This window comes from Aliiglaciecola sp. NS0011-25 (assembly GCF_040370605.1).
Classification (GTDB): domain Bacteria; phylum Pseudomonadota; class Gammaproteobacteria; order Enterobacterales; family Alteromonadaceae; genus Aliiglaciecola; species Aliiglaciecola lipolytica_A.
In genome coordinates, this window is the sequence record NZ_BAABWR010000002.1 from 116,905 (window position 1) to 132,456 (window position 15,552).

Consider the following 15,552-nt stretch of genomic DNA (forward strand, 5'->3'; position numbering starts at 1 on the left):
AGAACTAATTTCCTAGATTGAGTTTAGTCGCTATGCCCAAAGCTTTTCTAACTGATAGAAATCACGAGTCTGATCTTGCATTACATGCACTACAATTTCACCAAGATCTACTAACACCCATTCGCCTTCGGCTTGACCTTCGACGCTGAGAGGCGGATGGCCCGCTTTCTTAGTTTCGTAAACTACATTTTGTGCAATTGACGCCACATGACGTTTCGAATTCCCCGAGCAAACCAACATAGTGTCGGTTACTGTAGACTTGCCTTTTACATCAATATCAACGATGTCTCTGGCCTTAAGGTCTTCGATTTTATCGATTACAAATTTTTTGAATTCGTCGCTTTCCAATTGTGTTCCTCTTAAAACGTTTTCTCAACGTGAATTGTATCAGAAATAATAACAAACTAGCATAGCTATCTATTACTTCAATTATAAAGGGGTTACAGCGTTACGCGTAACGATTGCAGTTATTCTAATGGTATAGAAGTTAAGTCAAACGGAATAAATAATAAACACAAATGACACAGCTCAACATAGGGACGCATTACTTGCGATTGTTTTATTCGTTGATCCAATATTTGCAGTTTTTGCTGGATATTGTCTAAGGTTGCTAAGGAAATCCGTTGCAAGGCACTCATATAGAACCCTTGTCTATTTTTCCATATCCGATGTTGGTTCCAATTGATCGCTTTACCTGCTTGTTTATCCGCTAGTAAGGAGCTTAAAACTTGCCATTCTCGGGTCAAAGCCCAACACACTATAGTCGGTTCTACTCCTTCAGCTTCTAATCGATACAACATTTTGACCATTCTATCAGCGTCACCTGAAAGCATGACATCGACTAATTGGAATACGTTGAATCGAGACTGATCAACCACGGATTCAATGATTTGTTGTTCAGTGACCACGCCGTTAGGATACAACAACAGTAATTTGTCGATTTCCTGTTTGGCCGCTAATAAATTTCCTTCACAATAATCACTTAGCAGTTTGATTGACTCAGGTCCGGTTTTTAAGCCTGTCTCATTCATATAACCTGCAACCCATTGCTGCAGTTGCTTGCCTTCTAGGGCAAAACAGGGAACATAAATACCTTGTTTGTCTAATGCTTTAAACCACTTAGCATTTTGTACATCACGTCCAATCTTTTGCCCGTGTATGAGTACGATAGTATCAGCATGAGAATTCGCAGCGAGTTCACAAAGCACTTTGCTGCCTTCCGTTCCCGGTTTGCCTGTAGGTAGTTCTAATTCGATAAACTGTTTTGAGCTGAACAGTGATAAAGTTTGGGTTGCTTCGATTAGGCTGGACCACTGAAATTGATTGTCTACTGTGAGTTGCTGGCGCTCGTCAAATCCTTGTTGTAATGCTTGTTTGCGTATTGCTTCAATACTCAGCATTTTTTGCAGTGGTTCATCACCAAAAACCATATAAAAACTATGGTCATTTTGTTTAACATGTTGGGCCAAGCGATTTGGATAGACCTGCATTAAAGTTCTCGGCTATCCAAACTAGGTAACATTCTGACAATGCGATCTGCGGCTTGATTACGCATCTCTTTAAGCACTAAGTCTAATTCCCGAGATTTAGCCAAAATAGCATCGGGATCATCTTGGTATTCCCGAGTAATATCAAATTCTACAATTTGCGGTTCTTTATCAGGAAAAATGACTTGCAGTTTAATGGTCAATACCAACTCATATTCCGCGACTTGGCCACTACTAAAAAGTGAAAGTAACCTTCTATCAAGGCTGTCTGGATACAAATAAATAGCAATAGTGCTGTCTTTTTGTTGCACAGGAATGTTAGCCACATAGGCTATCTGATAGAAATCGAAGTGTTCTTTCACCGCGCGTTTTAAAGGTGAATATTCCTTAGGGCCAGACAGGTAGACCTGCTGAATACCGTTTGGCAAAGGCTGTGAACCTCGCAGTTTGAAGCCGCAACCTTGTATACCAAAGATCAAAAGAAATAATAAAAAAGCACGGGCTGAAAGAGTTTTCATCTTATTAGTTTGCCACTATGTTAACTAATTTACCTGGTACATAAATTACTTTTCTAAGTGTTTTACCATCAGTAAATTGGGTTACGTTTGGTTGCTCAATAGCGAGTTCTTTAACTTCTGCTTCTGGCATGTCGGCCGCCACCGTCATTTTAGCTCGAACCTTACCGTTGACTTGTACAATGATAAGTTTTTCGTCTTCAACAAGGGCTGACTGATCCGCCTGTGGCCATGCTTCAAAAGAAATTTCACTTGTGTGTCCAAATTGTTCCCATAATTCGTGGCATATATGCGGTGTTATAGGATTCAACATAAGCACCATTGCCTGTAAACCTTCATCTAACAACGCACGATCTTGGGCTGAATCTTGAGACGCTTTTTGTAGGTGATTTAGCAGTTCCATAATCGCCGCTATCGCTGTATTGAAGGTTTGACGACGACCTAGGTCATCGCTAACTTTATCAATGGTTTTGTGAATATGGCGACGCAGTGCTTTTTGATCAGTGCTAAGGGTTGAAACAGATAAACTTTCAACGGGTCCTAAGGCTAAATGATCTTGCACCAATTTCCAAAAACGTCTTAAAAAGCGGTTAGAACCATCTACTCCAGAATCAATCCATTCTAGCGTTTGCTCCGGTGGCGCAGCAAACATAGTAAACAAACGAATAGTATCTGCACCGTAAACATCAATGACCTGTTGAGGGTCGATGCCGTTGTTTTTCGACTTTGACATTTTGGTCATGCCGCCAAATTCAACTTCTTTACCGTCACTGGCTAATGTTGCACTAACAATTCGGCCTTTTTCATCTTTTTGAGTATCCACATCTGCCGGTGAATACCACTGCTTTTTGCCTTTTTCATCTTCGCGATAAAAAGAGTCGGCTAAAACCATACCTTGGCAAAGCAACCGTTTGTATGGTTCGCTAGACTCTACTAAGCCTTCATCCCGCAATAACTTATGGAAAAAGCGCGAATACAATAGATGCAATATGGCATGTTCTATACCGCCTACATATTGATCTACTGGCAGCCAATAGTTTGCTTGTGCTGGATCTAACATGGCTTGATCATTTTGTGCACTTGTATAGCGTGCATAATACCAAGATGACTCCATAAAGGTGTCGAAGGTATCTGTTTCACGTAGCGCAGGTTGGCCTTGGTATTCGGTTTTAGCCCATTCTGGATCCGCCTTAATAGGTGAAACAACACCATTCATCACGACATCTTCGGGTAAGACAACTGGCAAATCTTGTTCTGGAACGGGGACAGATTCGCCATTCTCCAGATTCAGCATAGGAATCGGGGAACCCCAATAACGTTGGCGCGAAACACCCCAGTCACGAAGACGGTAGTTAACCTTACGCTGACCTTTACCTTGAGTTTCTAATTCTTGACTAATTTTTTCAAATGCTTGTTCTGAGGTTAATCCGTCAAAATGTCCAGAATTAACTAATTTACCTTTTTCAGTGAATGCCGCTTCACTTAAGTCACAGGTAAGACCGCTGTTATCAAGTGGTTCAATTACTTGGGTAATATTCAGTTTATATTTTGTGGCAAACTCATAATCTCGTTGATCATGTCCTGGTACCGCCATAACCGCACCTGAGCCGTAATCCATTAACACAAAGTTAGCGGCCCAGACCGGGACTTTGATACCGGAAATAGGGTGTACTGCATACAAACCTGTTGCACAGCCCTTTTTCTCCATAGTGGCCATATCCGCTTCTGCTACTTTGGTGTTTTTACACTCTTCAATAAATGCGGCCAATTCTGGATTACTATTTGCTGCTGCTAGGGCAATAGGGTGAGTCGCCGCAATACCAACATAAGTCACACCCAATAGCGTGTCAGGACGGGTGGTATAAACTTCAAATTCGCTGATATTATCGATTGCTTGGGCAAGCTCAAACTTAATTTCTACCCCTTCAGAACGCCCAATCCAATTTTTTTGCATAGTGCGAACTTGCTCTGGCCAGTCTTCCAACTGTTCCAAATCTTGCAGAAGCTCTTCTGCATAGTCGGTTATCTTAATAAACCATTGAGGAATTTCTTTTTGTTCAACCAAGGCTCCTGAGCGCCAACCGCGACCATCAATCACCTGCTCGTTAGCTAATACGGTATGATCGACCGGGTCCCAGTTTACTGTAGCATTTTTCTTGTAAACTAAGCCTTTTTCATATAATCGAGTGAAAAACCATTGTTCCCAACGGTAGTAATCTTGTTTACAGGTTGCTAATTCACGGTTCCAATCATAGCCAAATCCAAGAGATTTGAGCTGCTGCTTCATGTAATCAATATTTGAATAGGTCCATTTCGCAGGAGCAGTATTATTATTAATCGCCGCGTTTTCTGCTGGCAGTCCAAATGCATCCCACCCCATCGGCTGCAATACGTTCTTGCCTTGCATACGATGAAAACGGCTGATTACATCGCCAATGGTATAATTTCTAACATGGCCCATATGTAAACGACCACTTGGATAGGGAAACATCGACAAACAATAAAATTTTTCCTTACTAGCATCTTCTTCAGCTCGGAATATGTCATTTTGTTCCCAATGGGATTGTACCTTTGATTCAATTTCTTGCGGGTCGTATTGTTTGTCAGCCATTAACACGGAATTCCAAAAATAGTATATTTATCTGTTAAAAGAAGCGAAAAGGACTTCTTAATGTTATTCCTTCAAGAATACCTTAGCTAGCCGTATGCAAACAACCGGAAATGCAGTTTAGAGCAATTAAAAACGGTTAGTATGATTATTAATTAGCCGAAACTGAAATTACTAAGGGGTTTGACAGTTGACACAATTCAACATAAAGGTTTCACTGTGGCCAAATTAACTTCAAAATAGACATATGCTGCAACCTACATCACTTAGTGTTGAACAATTAACCGCAATCCCTAGTCGTCGTTTGATTAATCAAGCGCTGCGCGACGATAATGCGTTGTTGGCTACATTTATCGGACAACAAAGAGCCAGAGAAGCACTGTCTTTTGGTTTGGGCATACAAGCCAAAGGTTATAACCTCTATGTTATGGGGGAGCATGCCACGGGCCGGTTTACCCTAGTTCAAGAATATATTGCCAAATCAGTAGATAAAGTCCCTACACCAGACGAGTGGTGCTACATCAATAACTTTGAAGAAGAAAGGGAACCTTTCGTTCTGCGCTTAAAACCCGGCGAGAGTAAGCTGCTACATAAAGATATGGAGGGCTTAATTGACGAGCTTTTAGATACCTTTCCTGCCGCCTACGATAACCCTGGATACCAACGTAAAAAAGCGGCCATTGCTAGAGAGTTCGATCAACGTTATGACAGGGCTATTGATAAGGTAGAACAGTATGCACAATCTAAAAACGTTGCCTTGTTTGAAGAAAATGGCACCATAAGTTTTTCACCAATTGTAGATGACAAACCGATTACAGATGCGGATTTCACTAAATTAGATGATCAGCAACGTCAGCATTATTATCAACTAATTGACAAATTAGAGGATTATTTAAGTGAAGCTTTGTTGGAGTTGCCTAAGTGGAAACGTCAATCATCTGAACAGTTACGTAAACTCAAGCGTGATACCGCTGAGCAAGGCATCAAACCGCTATTAAAAGACTTAGAGCACAAGTATGCCAACGAATTAGCCATTCTAAAATTTTTAAGGCAATTGAAATCCCATTTAGTCGATACCATCGTTGAATTACTTGCTGGCGATATTAAAGATGATAAGCAAGATGAATACGATAAACGTGATGTTTTAGAAGAACAATACCTACCTAATATTTTGGTATCTCATCATTTAAACGATGGGGCTCCGGTAGTTTACGAACCGAATCCCACCCATCAAAGTCTATTTGGTAAAATTGAATACACAAATGTGCAAGGTTCGATGTACACCAGCTATCGAATGATTCGAAGTGGCGCATTGCATAAGGCAAATGGCGGCTATCTTTTGTTAGATGCAGATAAAATGATTGACCAACCATTTGTCTGGGATTCCTTAAAACTCGCATTAAAATTTGGACAGCTCAAAATGGAGTTGCCGCAACTTGACGTGGGAATGGTTAATTCTATGACGTTGAATCCGCAACAAATTCCGCTGAACGTGAAAGTGGTGTTATTGGGGTCCAGAGATTTATATTATTTACTACAAGATTATGACGAAGAATTCGATGAATTATTTCGTGTATTAGTCGACTTCGATCATGAAATACCGCTCAATAAACGTACCCTTTATGATTTTGTCGGCCGGGTACGCAATCATGTGATATCACTTGGTTTGAATAGTATTTCTGATTCGGCGATGTACCGTTTGGTCGAGTACAGTTTACGACTTGCCGAACATCAGCAGAACCTGTCTGCACGTTTTTCAGATGTGATCGAGTTAATTAATGAAGCTCATTATTTTTGCAGTTTAGAAAACTCAAGTGAAATTCAAACTAGTCATATCGAAACCGCTTTAAAGGCAAAAATTGAAAGGACAGGGCGGGTAAGTCAGGCATTATTGGAAGATATTAAGCAAGGTCAGATATTGATTGCGACCGAAGGAACCGCTATTGGCCAAGTTAATGGCCTGACGGTTCTGGAAATTGGTGACAGTGTCTTTGGCACACCTGCAAGAATCACCTCAACCGTGTACGCGGGTGCAAATGGCGTGGTTGATATAGAACGGGAGGTCGAGTTAGGCCAACCCATTCATTCCAAAGGGGTTATGTTACTTACCGGCTATTTGGGTAACAAGTATGCGCAGTATTTCCCTTTAACACTGTCTGCTAATATAGCCCTTGAGCAATCGTATGGGCATATTGATGGAGATAGCGCGTCATTAGGTGAATTAGTCGCGCTGATCTCAGCGTTAACAGAAGTGCCAGCACGACAAGACCTAGCCATTACGGGTTCAATAAATCAATATGGTGAAGTGCAAACTATTGGCGGTGTAAATGAAAAAATTGAAGGTTTTTTCAAGCTCTGTCAACATCGCGGATTGAATGGCACTCAAGGTGTGATTATCCCGCATTCTAATCATATTAATTTAATGCTTAATAGCGAAGTAATCGAAGCCGTAAGATCAGGTGTATTTCACATTTACACCGTTGCCACTGTAGACCAAGCTTTGTCTTTGTTGACCGGTAAAGAAGCCGGTGAGCTAAATTCTAGAGGACGCTATCCGAAAGGCACTATGAATTACTTGGCGGTAAATCGCTTGTATAACATAGCTTCAATAGTCAACGGTGCAGACGGAGATTAACAACACAATGAAATGTAAGAGAAAAATATGACAATCAGTAAAGATAAAGTGGTTCAGTTTCATTATCGAATTAATGATCTTGAAGGTAACGAGTTAGAAACGAGTTTTGCGAGTGATCCTGCGGCATATTTGCATGGTCATAACAATATGATGGTTGGCATCGAAAAATCCCTAGAAGGTAAAAGCGTTGGAGATGAGTTCAGCGTTGAACTTCCAGCCCAAGAAACCTTCGGTGAAGTGATTAAAAATGCAGAACAGCGGGTTTCCGTTAAGCATTTGCAAGGGGCTAAAAAATGGAAACCGGGAATGACAGCTGTTTTGCAAACTGAAAACGGTGCTAGGGAAGTGACCATTGTTAAGATGGGTAAATTTATGGCTACTGTGGATATTAATCACCCGTTAGCTGGGCAAACCCTTAAATTCGATTTAAAAGTGGAAGATGTACGTGATGCCACTGATGAAGAATTGTCTCATGGTCACGCTCACGGAGTTGGCGGCCACCATCACTAACATAAGTTATTCATTTCAACGGCCATCAAGTATATTTAGCGTAAATTAAAAAATTTACGCTAAATATTTAACGATTTCGCGAATTTACGCTATCTTAATTAAGTCCTATCCTTTTTAACAACACATTACTTTACATGGATAGGTAATTAATGCATCGCAGTTAGAATGCACTTTGTTTTCATTACATAAGGACATCTAACATGATTCCAGTGGATGGCGATTTCATCTTGGCGGTCGCACCGCGATTCTCAGGTGACAAAGCAGAAGCACAAATGCGAATAGTTGGTCAGCTTTCAGCGATATTCGCGCCAACCTTAGCCAGTTATCAAATTAATACCAGACTACGGATTGCTCATTTCATGGGACAAGTTACCCATGAGTGTGCAGGTTTTCGAACCACCGAAGAGTTCGCTTCAGGTGCAGCTTATGAAGGCAGGAGTGATTTGGGTAATGATCAAATTGGTGACGGTAAACGCTACAAAGGACGTGGACTGTTGCAATTAACTGGCAGAGCCAATTATCGTCAGTATGGTAAAAAACTCAACTTGCCCTTGGAGGATGATCCTCAAATTGCTGCTGATCCGGCCATTTCCCTTAAAATTGCCTGTGAATATTGGCGTTCCAGAAAAATTAATGCTGCCGCAGATCTCGACGACCTAATCAGGGTTACAAAGCTTGTAAATGGTGGCACTAACGGTCTAGATGATAGGCGTAAATACCTGCAAAAAGCCAAACGAGCTTTAGCTGGTATTGAAGGTATCCGGATAGCGTTGAATGATGGCGATAACGCAGTGGTTCTTCGTCGCGGATCCTTTGGTGATAAGGTGGGGGAATTACAAAAGATGCTAGCTGACAAAGGTTATGTGCTGTCAATTGATAATGACTTCGGTGCGGGCACGGAAGGAGCCGTTATCATGTTCCAAAAGGACAATGGTTTGAAAGAAGATGGTATTGTGGGCAAATCCACTTGGCAGAAACTAGGTGCTTAACATGTTAGCACCTAGTTAGGCGTATTTAGATTTGCGGTAGAGGCGGGGTTATCATTGGTTAAATTGATAAACCCGATTACGACCGTTTTCTTTAGATTCGTACAAAGCAGTATCTGCACCAGCAAATAGTTTTTCTAAACTGTATCCACAAGTCGAAGCATCAGCAACACCAAAACTAGCGGTGATTTTAAATTGATGGTCGGTTTCGTGGGTATCGATGCTGGCAATGGCAGCACGGCAGATTTCAGCAACTTTACAAGCTTCATCAACGTTACAACCTGGCAATACAATACCAAATTCCTCGCCACCCATGCGGCCAATAAGATCAATTGATCTGCATACTAATTTTGCTTCTTTTACTGATTTTTTAAGTGCCCAATCTCCGGTTTGATGACCGTAAGTATCATTCACTTTTTTAAAGTGATCCAAATCAAACAACACAAAGCTAACAGGCTGTTTCTGATTTTCAGCATCGTCAATTATTCTTTTCGCTCGATGATTGAAATGGTGACGATTACTGATCCCCGTTAGCTCATCAGTCTCTGCCAACTTTCGCAGTTTTATTTGGATTTTTCTGCTGCGATATAACCAAACAAATAGCAAAATAAGTAGAGAGACAGCCAAAGTAAGGGCAAGTCGATTATTACGTGATTGTTCGGCGGCTAATTCTGCTTGTGTGCGTAATAGTGCATTTTGTTTATCTAAAATAACGATTGTATTGTCTTGCTCCAACTTTTCGTATTTAGCTTGTTGAAACGCAAGACCTCGAGCTTTAGTGTCATCTATATAGGCTTTTTCAGCTTCATTAAATCGTTTTAAATACTCAACGGTTTGTTGGTAGTCGCCCTGAGCTTCGGCAGCTTTATATAACACCCCCAATGACCTTACTAAGCCTTTGGTTAAACCAAAATTTTGAATACTGTCATAGGCTTTTAAACCATATGTTTTAGCTAAATCAGGTTGATCTAAAAGTAAATAATTATTTGCCATCAAACTATAAAATACACCAATTAGTGGTGGATATTTACTCTCTACAGTCTGTTTCTCGGCGTCTTGCAATAATTTGAGGGATTCTTTGATGCGACTTTCGTTGGTTAATGATTCTGCCACCGTCATAATAATGATATTTGCGACTAAAAATTCATTGTTACTTTTACAAAAATCAATACTTTCTTGCGCATACTGATAATCAGTAAGCACTTTTGCCAGTTCAAATTCTGATTCAACTTTTATTTGCCGCGCAAAACATTGAGTTCGATTAGTTGTATTTCTTGCTAAAAGTTGGTTGGCTACTTTTAATCCCAATTCGTATTGCTGGGCTTGATTATAAAAAATTGCAACAATGCCAAAGCTACTGTTTAAGGCCTCTTCATCCTGTACTTTTTCACGTTGGTCGAACAAACGGTTAATTGCCTTCGCCCCAAAGTAAAAATCACGTTTAACTGCGTAATTATTAACTAAAGAGCTTAGCGCTCGCAATTTTAACGTTTCCGAAGCATTACTACTTTCTATATTTTTATACAGCTCGATGGCTTCATCCACTTTTCCGTTGAAAGTAAGTTGATAACCTTTAAGCAAGTGATAGAAATGCTTTTGCTGGGTTTCAAATGGTTCATCAGTTTCTTCCAACTCTGCCATTAGCGCTTCAAAAGCATTAAAATCAGAACTTCTTATTTTATCTGCTTTATGCAACAGCGTCGTTACATCTGCAAGCGACGTAAGTGGAGTCGATAAGCTCAATAAAAAAACAACAGAAATTACAACAAAACGCATTTTCAACTCTCTTTTGGTGCGTCTTCCTGCTCTTCAGACTCCTCTTCTTTTTGCTCATCATCTTTTGCTGGCATCAACGCACACCAAAATTTTCCTTGTTTTTGACGCATTTCTTCTATGTCTTTTTTAGCTTTTAAGGCTAGAGGATGTTGTCCCTGTTCAGACAATTCTCTTTTAAAGTCGGGGTTAACAGCTAGTTGTTCTAATAATTGTAACGCTGACATATTGGCACCTTATTTTGATTAAAAAAATATCGGATGAATAAACAATTTAAACGGCCCGTATTATTAAACACTTGGCATACTTGTGGAAGGGACTATCTGCTATTTTTCAGGTTTTTATTGTACTTTCGAGAGGTTTTTCATTTTTCGATGCATTTCAGCGTCAATTTTTTTGGGTATAGACGGTGGAATCACTAAAGTAGAAAAATGTTCAACACTGATCTGGCTTAGTTGATTTAACGGAAACCATTCAATTCTTGGTGTTTCGGTAGGTAGAGTAGGTGACTCATAAATCGCTATTTTATGCGTCGGTGGATAATATTCAGTTAATAATTCTTGTAAAAGATGACGGTAGGCAGCGTCTGTTTCATATTTTGACATACTGAGATCACCTACAAAGCCTAGCTGCCATAGAATTAAATAAGCCGATTCATCCACTTTACGTTCATATAGCATAAATTGGCTGGCCTCTAGATGTACCGCCCCCCATCGACCTGGATCTATTGCCATATCTGCATACAAACAATCTTCAGCAGAAATACCTGGCTCCATGTGGCCGTGATACCCTTTTAATTTAGCGAGTTCGATTATTTTATGAGGAGCCCAAGCAAAAACACCTGGATGGCCATAAAAGGCAGCAACCACATTTTTGCCTAATTCAACTTCAGCCATAACAGTGTCGACCATTTCCTGATAGCTCTTTCGTCTATCTTTACCATCAGCGTAAAATATTTGCAGACTTTGACATTTAGGGTTCATTTTACGAATCCATGCTTCGGTTAAAGGATCGGTGACACTCATAAAAACCACATCAGCTTGTTGTATAAATTGCTGCGACAAAGGAGCAATATGCGACCCTAAAATCATTCCTAGACCCACACATACGATACTGCCTGCTTTTTCACTATGGCTATTTGATAACAAGATTTGTATCCTCATTAGATTTTAAAAAATCATCTTTGCTAATAGAACAACGCATTTTGTTGGCTTGGTTATTGTCAGCCTCTATTTTGAAATTAAGTTTATGTGCAATTTTTTGAATAGCGATATTGTCCGCATTATAATAGGCGTGGGCAGACATCAGACCTAAGTGTCTAAAACCGTAAAATAACATCGCGGTAACCGATTCAGTTGCGATATTTTTACCATAAAACTCAGGACTTAATAGAATCCCGAATTCTGCATCATTGTGTTTTCGCTGGCTCTTATCGGTCATAAAACCTTGGATACCTATGGATTGTCCCGATACGATACATTCAATACGCCAAAATTCATTTGCACATTGTTGTTGCTTTTTTAATATGCCTAGAAATAGAGATTTGGCTTGCTGGCGGGTTAATTTGGGCATGATTTTACCCATGACAATGTCGTTGCAATAGAGCTCGCAGAACAGGTCTAGATCTTCATTTATGAGTGTTTTAAATCGAAATCTTTTCGATTGATACTGTGTTTTTAGAATTTCCATATCCATTTATTAGCAAAGTAGTTACATACATTGTTACAGAATTTGTATATGCACAAACATTCTATTTTACGTACAGTAATTAGTGGCAATACCAATACCCCAAAATTTAAGCAGTAAACTGTGAAATGAGAAGGGGAACTGGAGCAAGGAGGCTAACATGGGATCTAAATTATAAATCCCAGCACAGTGTACCTAGCAAAAAGGTAATAGATGAAATCCAGAAAAATCAGTTAAACTTTTGGAATACTGATTTTTTTCTCTTCACTTTGACGATACATAATTAATGTGTGTCCAATTACCTGCAACTGAATCGCCGATGTTTCACGAATGATTGCATCCATAATAAGTTGTTTTTCTTCTCGATCATCAGAAGGTACTTTAACTTTAATGAGTTCATGGAAGCTTAAGGCATTTTCGATTTCAGCTAATACGCCTTCGGTAAGGCCATTATTACCCAATTGTACTATGGGTTTTAAAGGATGGGCCAAGCCTTTTAAATATTGTTTCTGTTTATTAGATAACTTCATTTAGATTATTTCTTACAATTTTATTGATAATTTACGGTTGAAAATAGCTATTCTAACGCCATCTTGCTTTTATACCTAATAAGAAACGACATGCATGGCAAAAAAGACGTATTCAGTAAGCAGTAAATTATGGATAAAAGAGCATTTTGATGATCTAAGTGTTCAAAAGCAACAAAATCAAGGAGACTGTTTCGAAGATGTTTTTAAGTTAGAGCAAATCCAACAGAAGTTTAATTTCATCAAATTAGGCATGAGAGTTGTCGACCTAGGTGCCGCGCCTGGAGGATGGTCACAATATGTTGCAAGTTTAGTTGGTGATTCAGGTAAAGTGTTTAGCTGTGATATTTTGGATATGAAACCAATTGAAAAAGTTGATTTCATCCAAGGTGATTTTCGTGACGAAGCGGTACTTAATACACTTTTGAACAAAATAGGCGGTAAACCCGTAGATATAGTGTTATCTGATTTAACAACTAACGGGAATGGCTCTGCTACGGCGGTGCAAGCAAGTAATACCTATTTATCGGAACTTGCATTTGATTTATGTAGGCAAATATTAAAACCAAACGGTGTTTTTATAGTCAAAGCATATAAAGGTGAAGGTTTTGATGAGTTTTATAGTGAGTTGAAAGACGCATTTAGCGTAGTGAATACCAGTGAACTGATTTACGCACAAGCAAAATCAAACGAGGTTTATCTGGTAGCGGCAGGATATAAACTGTAGTACTCTTGAAGTACTGCTAACCGGGCAAAGACTTGATTGATTGTTAAGTAATCGAATTAAGCGTGAGCCTACAGACAGAATTTTACTTTTAGAGGTTAAAAGCGTTGAGCGATATGGCAAAAAATTTAATCCTATGGTTGGTCATCGCCGTTGTGTTGATGTCCGTGTTTAATAGTTTTACGCCAGGCGAAACAGGCAAGGCGAAAATTGATTACACTACGTTTGTACGTAATGTAGATCAAAAAACTGTGCGACAAGCAACCATAGACAGACAAACAGGCGAGATCACTGGTACTACAACCAGCGGAGACGTGTTTTCAACTTATATTCCATACACAGACCCTGATTTAATGAACGATTTGATTAGCAATGGTGTTGTAGTTGAAGGCAAGCCGCCTGAAACGCCTTCATTCCTATCTCAGATTTTTATTTCTTGGTTCCCAATGTTATTGCTAATAGGTGTGTGGATATTCTTCATGCGTCAGATGCAAGGCGGCGGTGGTCGTGGAGCAATGTCTTTTGGCAAAAGCAAAGCGCGCTTGTTAGGTGAAGACCAAATCAAAACAACTTTCGCTGATGTAGCTGGTTGTGATGAAGCAAAAGAGGATGTATCTGAGTTAGTCGATTTCTTAAGAGACCCTACTAAATTCCAGAAATTGGGCGGTAAAATACCTAAAGGTGTGTTGATGGTTGGCCCTCCTGGAACCGGTAAGACACTACTAGCTAAGGCCATTGCAGGTGAAGCTAAAGTACCGTTCTTTACTATTTCAGGTTCAGATTTTGTTGAAATGTTTGTTGGTGTTGGTGCTTCTCGGGTACGTGACATGTTTGAACAGGCTAAAAAATCAGCACCGTGCATAATCTTTATTGATGAGATAGATGCTGTTGGTCGCCAACGTGGTGCCGGCTTAGGCGGTGGTCACGATGAACGTGAACAAACATTGAACCAAATGTTGGTTGAAATGGATGGATTTGAAGGTCACGAAGGAATTATCGTCATCGCGGCAACTAACCGCCCAGATGTACTTGACCCTGCGTTGTTGCGCCCAGGTCGTTTTGACCGTCAAGTAGTGGTTGGATTACCAGACATTCGCGGACGTGAACAGATTCTTAAAGTACATATGCGTAAAGTTCCTATTGGTGACAATGTTGAAGCCTCACTTATTGCAAGAGGCACACCTGGTTTCTCAGGGGCTGATTTAGCTAACCTCGTTAATGAAGCTGCATTGTTTGCGGCACGTTCTGATAAACGTGTTGTGTCCATGGAAGAGTTCGATAAGGCGAAAGATAAAATCATGATGGGCGCTGAGCGTAAATCTATGGTGATGTCTGAAGAAGAAAAAACCAATACTGCTTATCATGAGGCTGGTCATGCGATTGTTGGTCGCGTGGTTCCAGAACACGACCCGGTTTATAAGGTCTCTATTATTCCCCGTGGTCGGGCTTTAGGTGTGACAATGTATTTACCTGAACAAGATAAATACAGTCACAGTAAGCAGCATTTAGAAAGTATGATTTCTAGTTTATTTGGTGGTCGTATTGCCGAAGCACTGACCCTTGGAGAAGAAGGTGTCACTACTGGTGCTTCAAATGATATTGAGCGAGCCACTGATATTGCCCGTAAGATGGTGACCCAGTGGGGACTATCTAACAAGATGGGACCAATGCTTTATTCTGAAGAAGAAGGCGAAGTGTTCCTTGGACGTAGCATGTCTAAAGCTAAGCATATGTCCGATGATACAGCTCGTGCGATTGACGCTGAAATCAAATCAATCATCGATCGTAATTATGAACGTGCAGAGAATATCTTGAACGAAAATATGGATATTTTGCATGCTATGAAAGATGCTTTGATGAAATATGAAACCATCGATGCTAAGCAAATTGATGACTTAATGGCTCGTCGTCCTGTAAGACCACCTGCTGATTGGGATAGTCGTGACCCAGGTTCCGATGACAAACCCACTGGTGGTGCTACAGTTAGCGTGGATGAGGATAAAAGTACTCCTCCTCCAACCGTTGGTAAGCCAGGCGATATAACTAGTTAAATCGTTACTTATTAAAATTAGGTCGACTCAGACAAGTGCTGACTCGACCT

Annotated in this window: 14 protein-coding genes; 5 read left to right on the plus strand and 9 right to left on the minus strand. The window is 40.2% G+C overall.

Annotation, left to right across the window (positions count from 1 at the left end; all coding sequences use genetic code 11):
* Window positions 1–30: 30 nt before the first annotated feature.
* From rsfS to leuS, 4 genes are all read right to left on the minus strand, one after another.
* On the minus strand, window positions 31–348 hold the full coding sequence (rsfS, locus tag ABWV72_RS02370) for a ribosome silencing factor (protein WP_216046482.1): 318 nt from the start codon (window positions 346–348) through the stop codon (window positions 31–33).
* 119 nt (window positions 349–467) lie between these two features.
* On the minus strand, window positions 468–1,490 hold the full coding sequence (holA, locus tag ABWV72_RS02375; protein WP_216046483.1) for a DNA polymerase III subunit delta: 1,023 nt from the start codon (window positions 1,488–1,490) through the stop codon (window positions 468–470).
* Window positions 1,490–2,005, minus strand: a complete 516-nt coding sequence (locus ABWV72_RS02380) for an LPS-assembly lipoprotein LptE (protein ID WP_342808102.1) — start codon at window positions 2,003–2,005, stop codon at window positions 1,490–1,492. Before ABWV72_RS02380 ends, holA begins: the two co-directional genes overlap by 1 nt.
* A 4-nt stretch (window positions 2,006–2,009) precedes the next feature.
* Window positions 2,010–4,613, minus strand: a complete 2,604-nt coding sequence (gene leuS / locus ABWV72_RS02385; RefSeq protein WP_353368508.1) for a leucine--tRNA ligase — start codon at window positions 4,611–4,613, stop codon at window positions 2,010–2,012.
* Between the two features lie 244 nt (window positions 4,614–4,857).
* Between leuS and ABWV72_RS02390 the strand changes: the two genes are divergently transcribed.
* The 3 genes from ABWV72_RS02390 to ABWV72_RS02400 all read left to right on the plus strand — a co-directional run bounded on the left by ABWV72_RS02390 (window position 4,858) and on the right by ABWV72_RS02400 (window position 8,744).
* A complete protein-coding gene (locus tag ABWV72_RS02390) occupies window positions 4,858–7,245 on the plus strand; it encodes a Lon protease family protein (protein ID WP_353368510.1) in 2,388 nt (795 codons plus the stop codon).
* A 27-nt stretch (window positions 7,246–7,272) separates the two neighbouring features.
* Complete coding sequence (locus ABWV72_RS02395; RefSeq protein WP_303499840.1) at window positions 7,273–7,755, plus strand: FKBP-type peptidyl-prolyl cis-trans isomerase; 483 nt, start codon at window positions 7,273–7,275, stop codon at window positions 7,753–7,755.
* 200 nt (window positions 7,756–7,955) lie between these two features.
* Entirely contained in the window at window positions 7,956–8,744 is a 789-nt protein-coding gene (locus ABWV72_RS02400; protein ID WP_353368513.1) for a peptidoglycan-binding protein, read from the plus strand.
* Window positions 8,745–8,795: 51 nt separating this feature from the next.
* Here the strand turns inward: ABWV72_RS02400 and ABWV72_RS02405 are convergent, their stop codons facing one another.
* From ABWV72_RS02405 to yhbY, 5 genes are all read right to left on the minus strand, one after another.
* Complete coding sequence (locus tag ABWV72_RS02405; RefSeq protein ID WP_342808106.1) at window positions 8,796–10,517, minus strand: tetratricopeptide repeat-containing diguanylate cyclase; 1,722 nt, start codon at window positions 10,515–10,517, stop codon at window positions 8,796–8,798.
* Window positions 10,518–10,519: 2 nt separating this feature from the next.
* Window positions 10,520–10,741 (minus strand): hypothetical protein, encoded by a 222-nt coding sequence (locus ABWV72_RS02410; protein ID WP_216046490.1) that lies wholly within the window; start codon window positions 10,739–10,741, stop codon window positions 10,520–10,522.
* Between the two features lie 114 nt (window positions 10,742–10,855).
* Window positions 10,856–11,662 carry an SAM-dependent methyltransferase gene (locus ABWV72_RS02415; protein WP_342808108.1) on the minus strand — a complete coding sequence of 269 codons (807 nt, stop codon included), beginning with the start codon at window positions 11,660–11,662 and terminating at the stop codon, window positions 10,856–10,858.
* A complete protein-coding gene (locus ABWV72_RS02420; RefSeq protein WP_353368516.1) occupies window positions 11,649–12,209 on the minus strand; it encodes a GNAT family N-acetyltransferase in 561 nt (186 codons plus the stop codon). The genes ABWV72_RS02415 and ABWV72_RS02420 overlap by 14 nt, the downstream gene beginning before the upstream one ends.
* A 224-nt stretch (window positions 12,210–12,433) precedes the next feature.
* Window positions 12,434–12,730, minus strand: coding sequence for a ribosome assembly RNA-binding protein YhbY (yhbY, locus tag ABWV72_RS02425; RefSeq protein ID WP_216046493.1), 297 nt, complete (start codon window positions 12,728–12,730; stop codon window positions 12,434–12,436).
* A gap of 94 nt (window positions 12,731–12,824) precedes the next feature.
* On the opposite strand from yhbY, the gene ABWV72_RS02430 reads away from it, so the two are divergent.
* Together ABWV72_RS02430 and ftsH are read left to right on the plus strand one after the other, a co-directional pair.
* A complete protein-coding gene (locus ABWV72_RS02430; RefSeq protein WP_303499846.1) occupies window positions 12,825–13,454 on the plus strand; it encodes an SAM-dependent methyltransferase in 630 nt (209 codons plus the stop codon).
* A gap of 104 nt (window positions 13,455–13,558) precedes the next feature.
* Complete coding sequence (gene ftsH / locus ABWV72_RS02435; protein WP_353368519.1) at window positions 13,559–15,502, plus strand: ATP-dependent zinc metalloprotease FtsH; 1,944 nt, start codon at window positions 13,559–13,561, stop codon at window positions 15,500–15,502.
* Window positions 15,503–15,552 lie beyond the last annotated feature (50 nt).

Bases quoted from the DNA above. Each gene is read 5' to 3' on its own strand.
- ABWV72_RS02390 (WP_353368510.1), top strand. From the start codon at position 4,858: ATGCTGCAACCTACATCACTTAGTGTTGAACAATTAACCGCAATCCCT.
- ABWV72_RS02410 (WP_216046490.1), bottom strand. From the start codon at position 10,741: ATGTCAGCGTTACAATTATTAGAACAACTAGCTGTTAACCCCGACTTT.
- ABWV72_RS02420 (WP_353368516.1), bottom strand. From the start codon at position 12,209: ATGGATATGGAAATTCTAAAAACACAGTATCAATCGAAAAGATTTCGA.
- ABWV72_RS02380 (WP_342808102.1), bottom strand. From the start codon at position 2,005: ATGAAAACTCTTTCAGCCCGTGCTTTTTTATTATTTCTTTTGATCTTT.
- ABWV72_RS02405 (WP_342808106.1), bottom strand. From the start codon at position 10,517: ATGCGTTTTGTTGTAATTTCTGTTGTTTTTTTATTGAGCTTATCGACT.
- ABWV72_RS02400 (WP_353368513.1), top strand. From the start codon at position 7,956: ATGATTCCAGTGGATGGCGATTTCATCTTGGCGGTCGCACCGCGATTC.
- leuS (WP_353368508.1), bottom strand. From the start codon at position 4,613: ATGGCTGACAAACAATACGACCCGCAAGAAATTGAATCAAAGGTACAA.
- ABWV72_RS02395 (WP_303499840.1), top strand. From the start codon at position 7,273: ATGACAATCAGTAAAGATAAAGTGGTTCAGTTTCATTATCGAATTAAT.
- yhbY (WP_216046493.1), bottom strand. From the start codon at position 12,730: ATGAAGTTATCTAATAAACAGAAACAATATTTAAAAGGCTTGGCCCAT.
- holA (WP_216046483.1), bottom strand. From the start codon at position 1,490: ATGCAGGTCTATCCAAATCGCTTGGCCCAACATGTTAAACAAAATGAC.
- ABWV72_RS02430 (WP_303499846.1), top strand. From the start codon at position 12,825: ATGGCAAAAAAGACGTATTCAGTAAGCAGTAAATTATGGATAAAAGAG.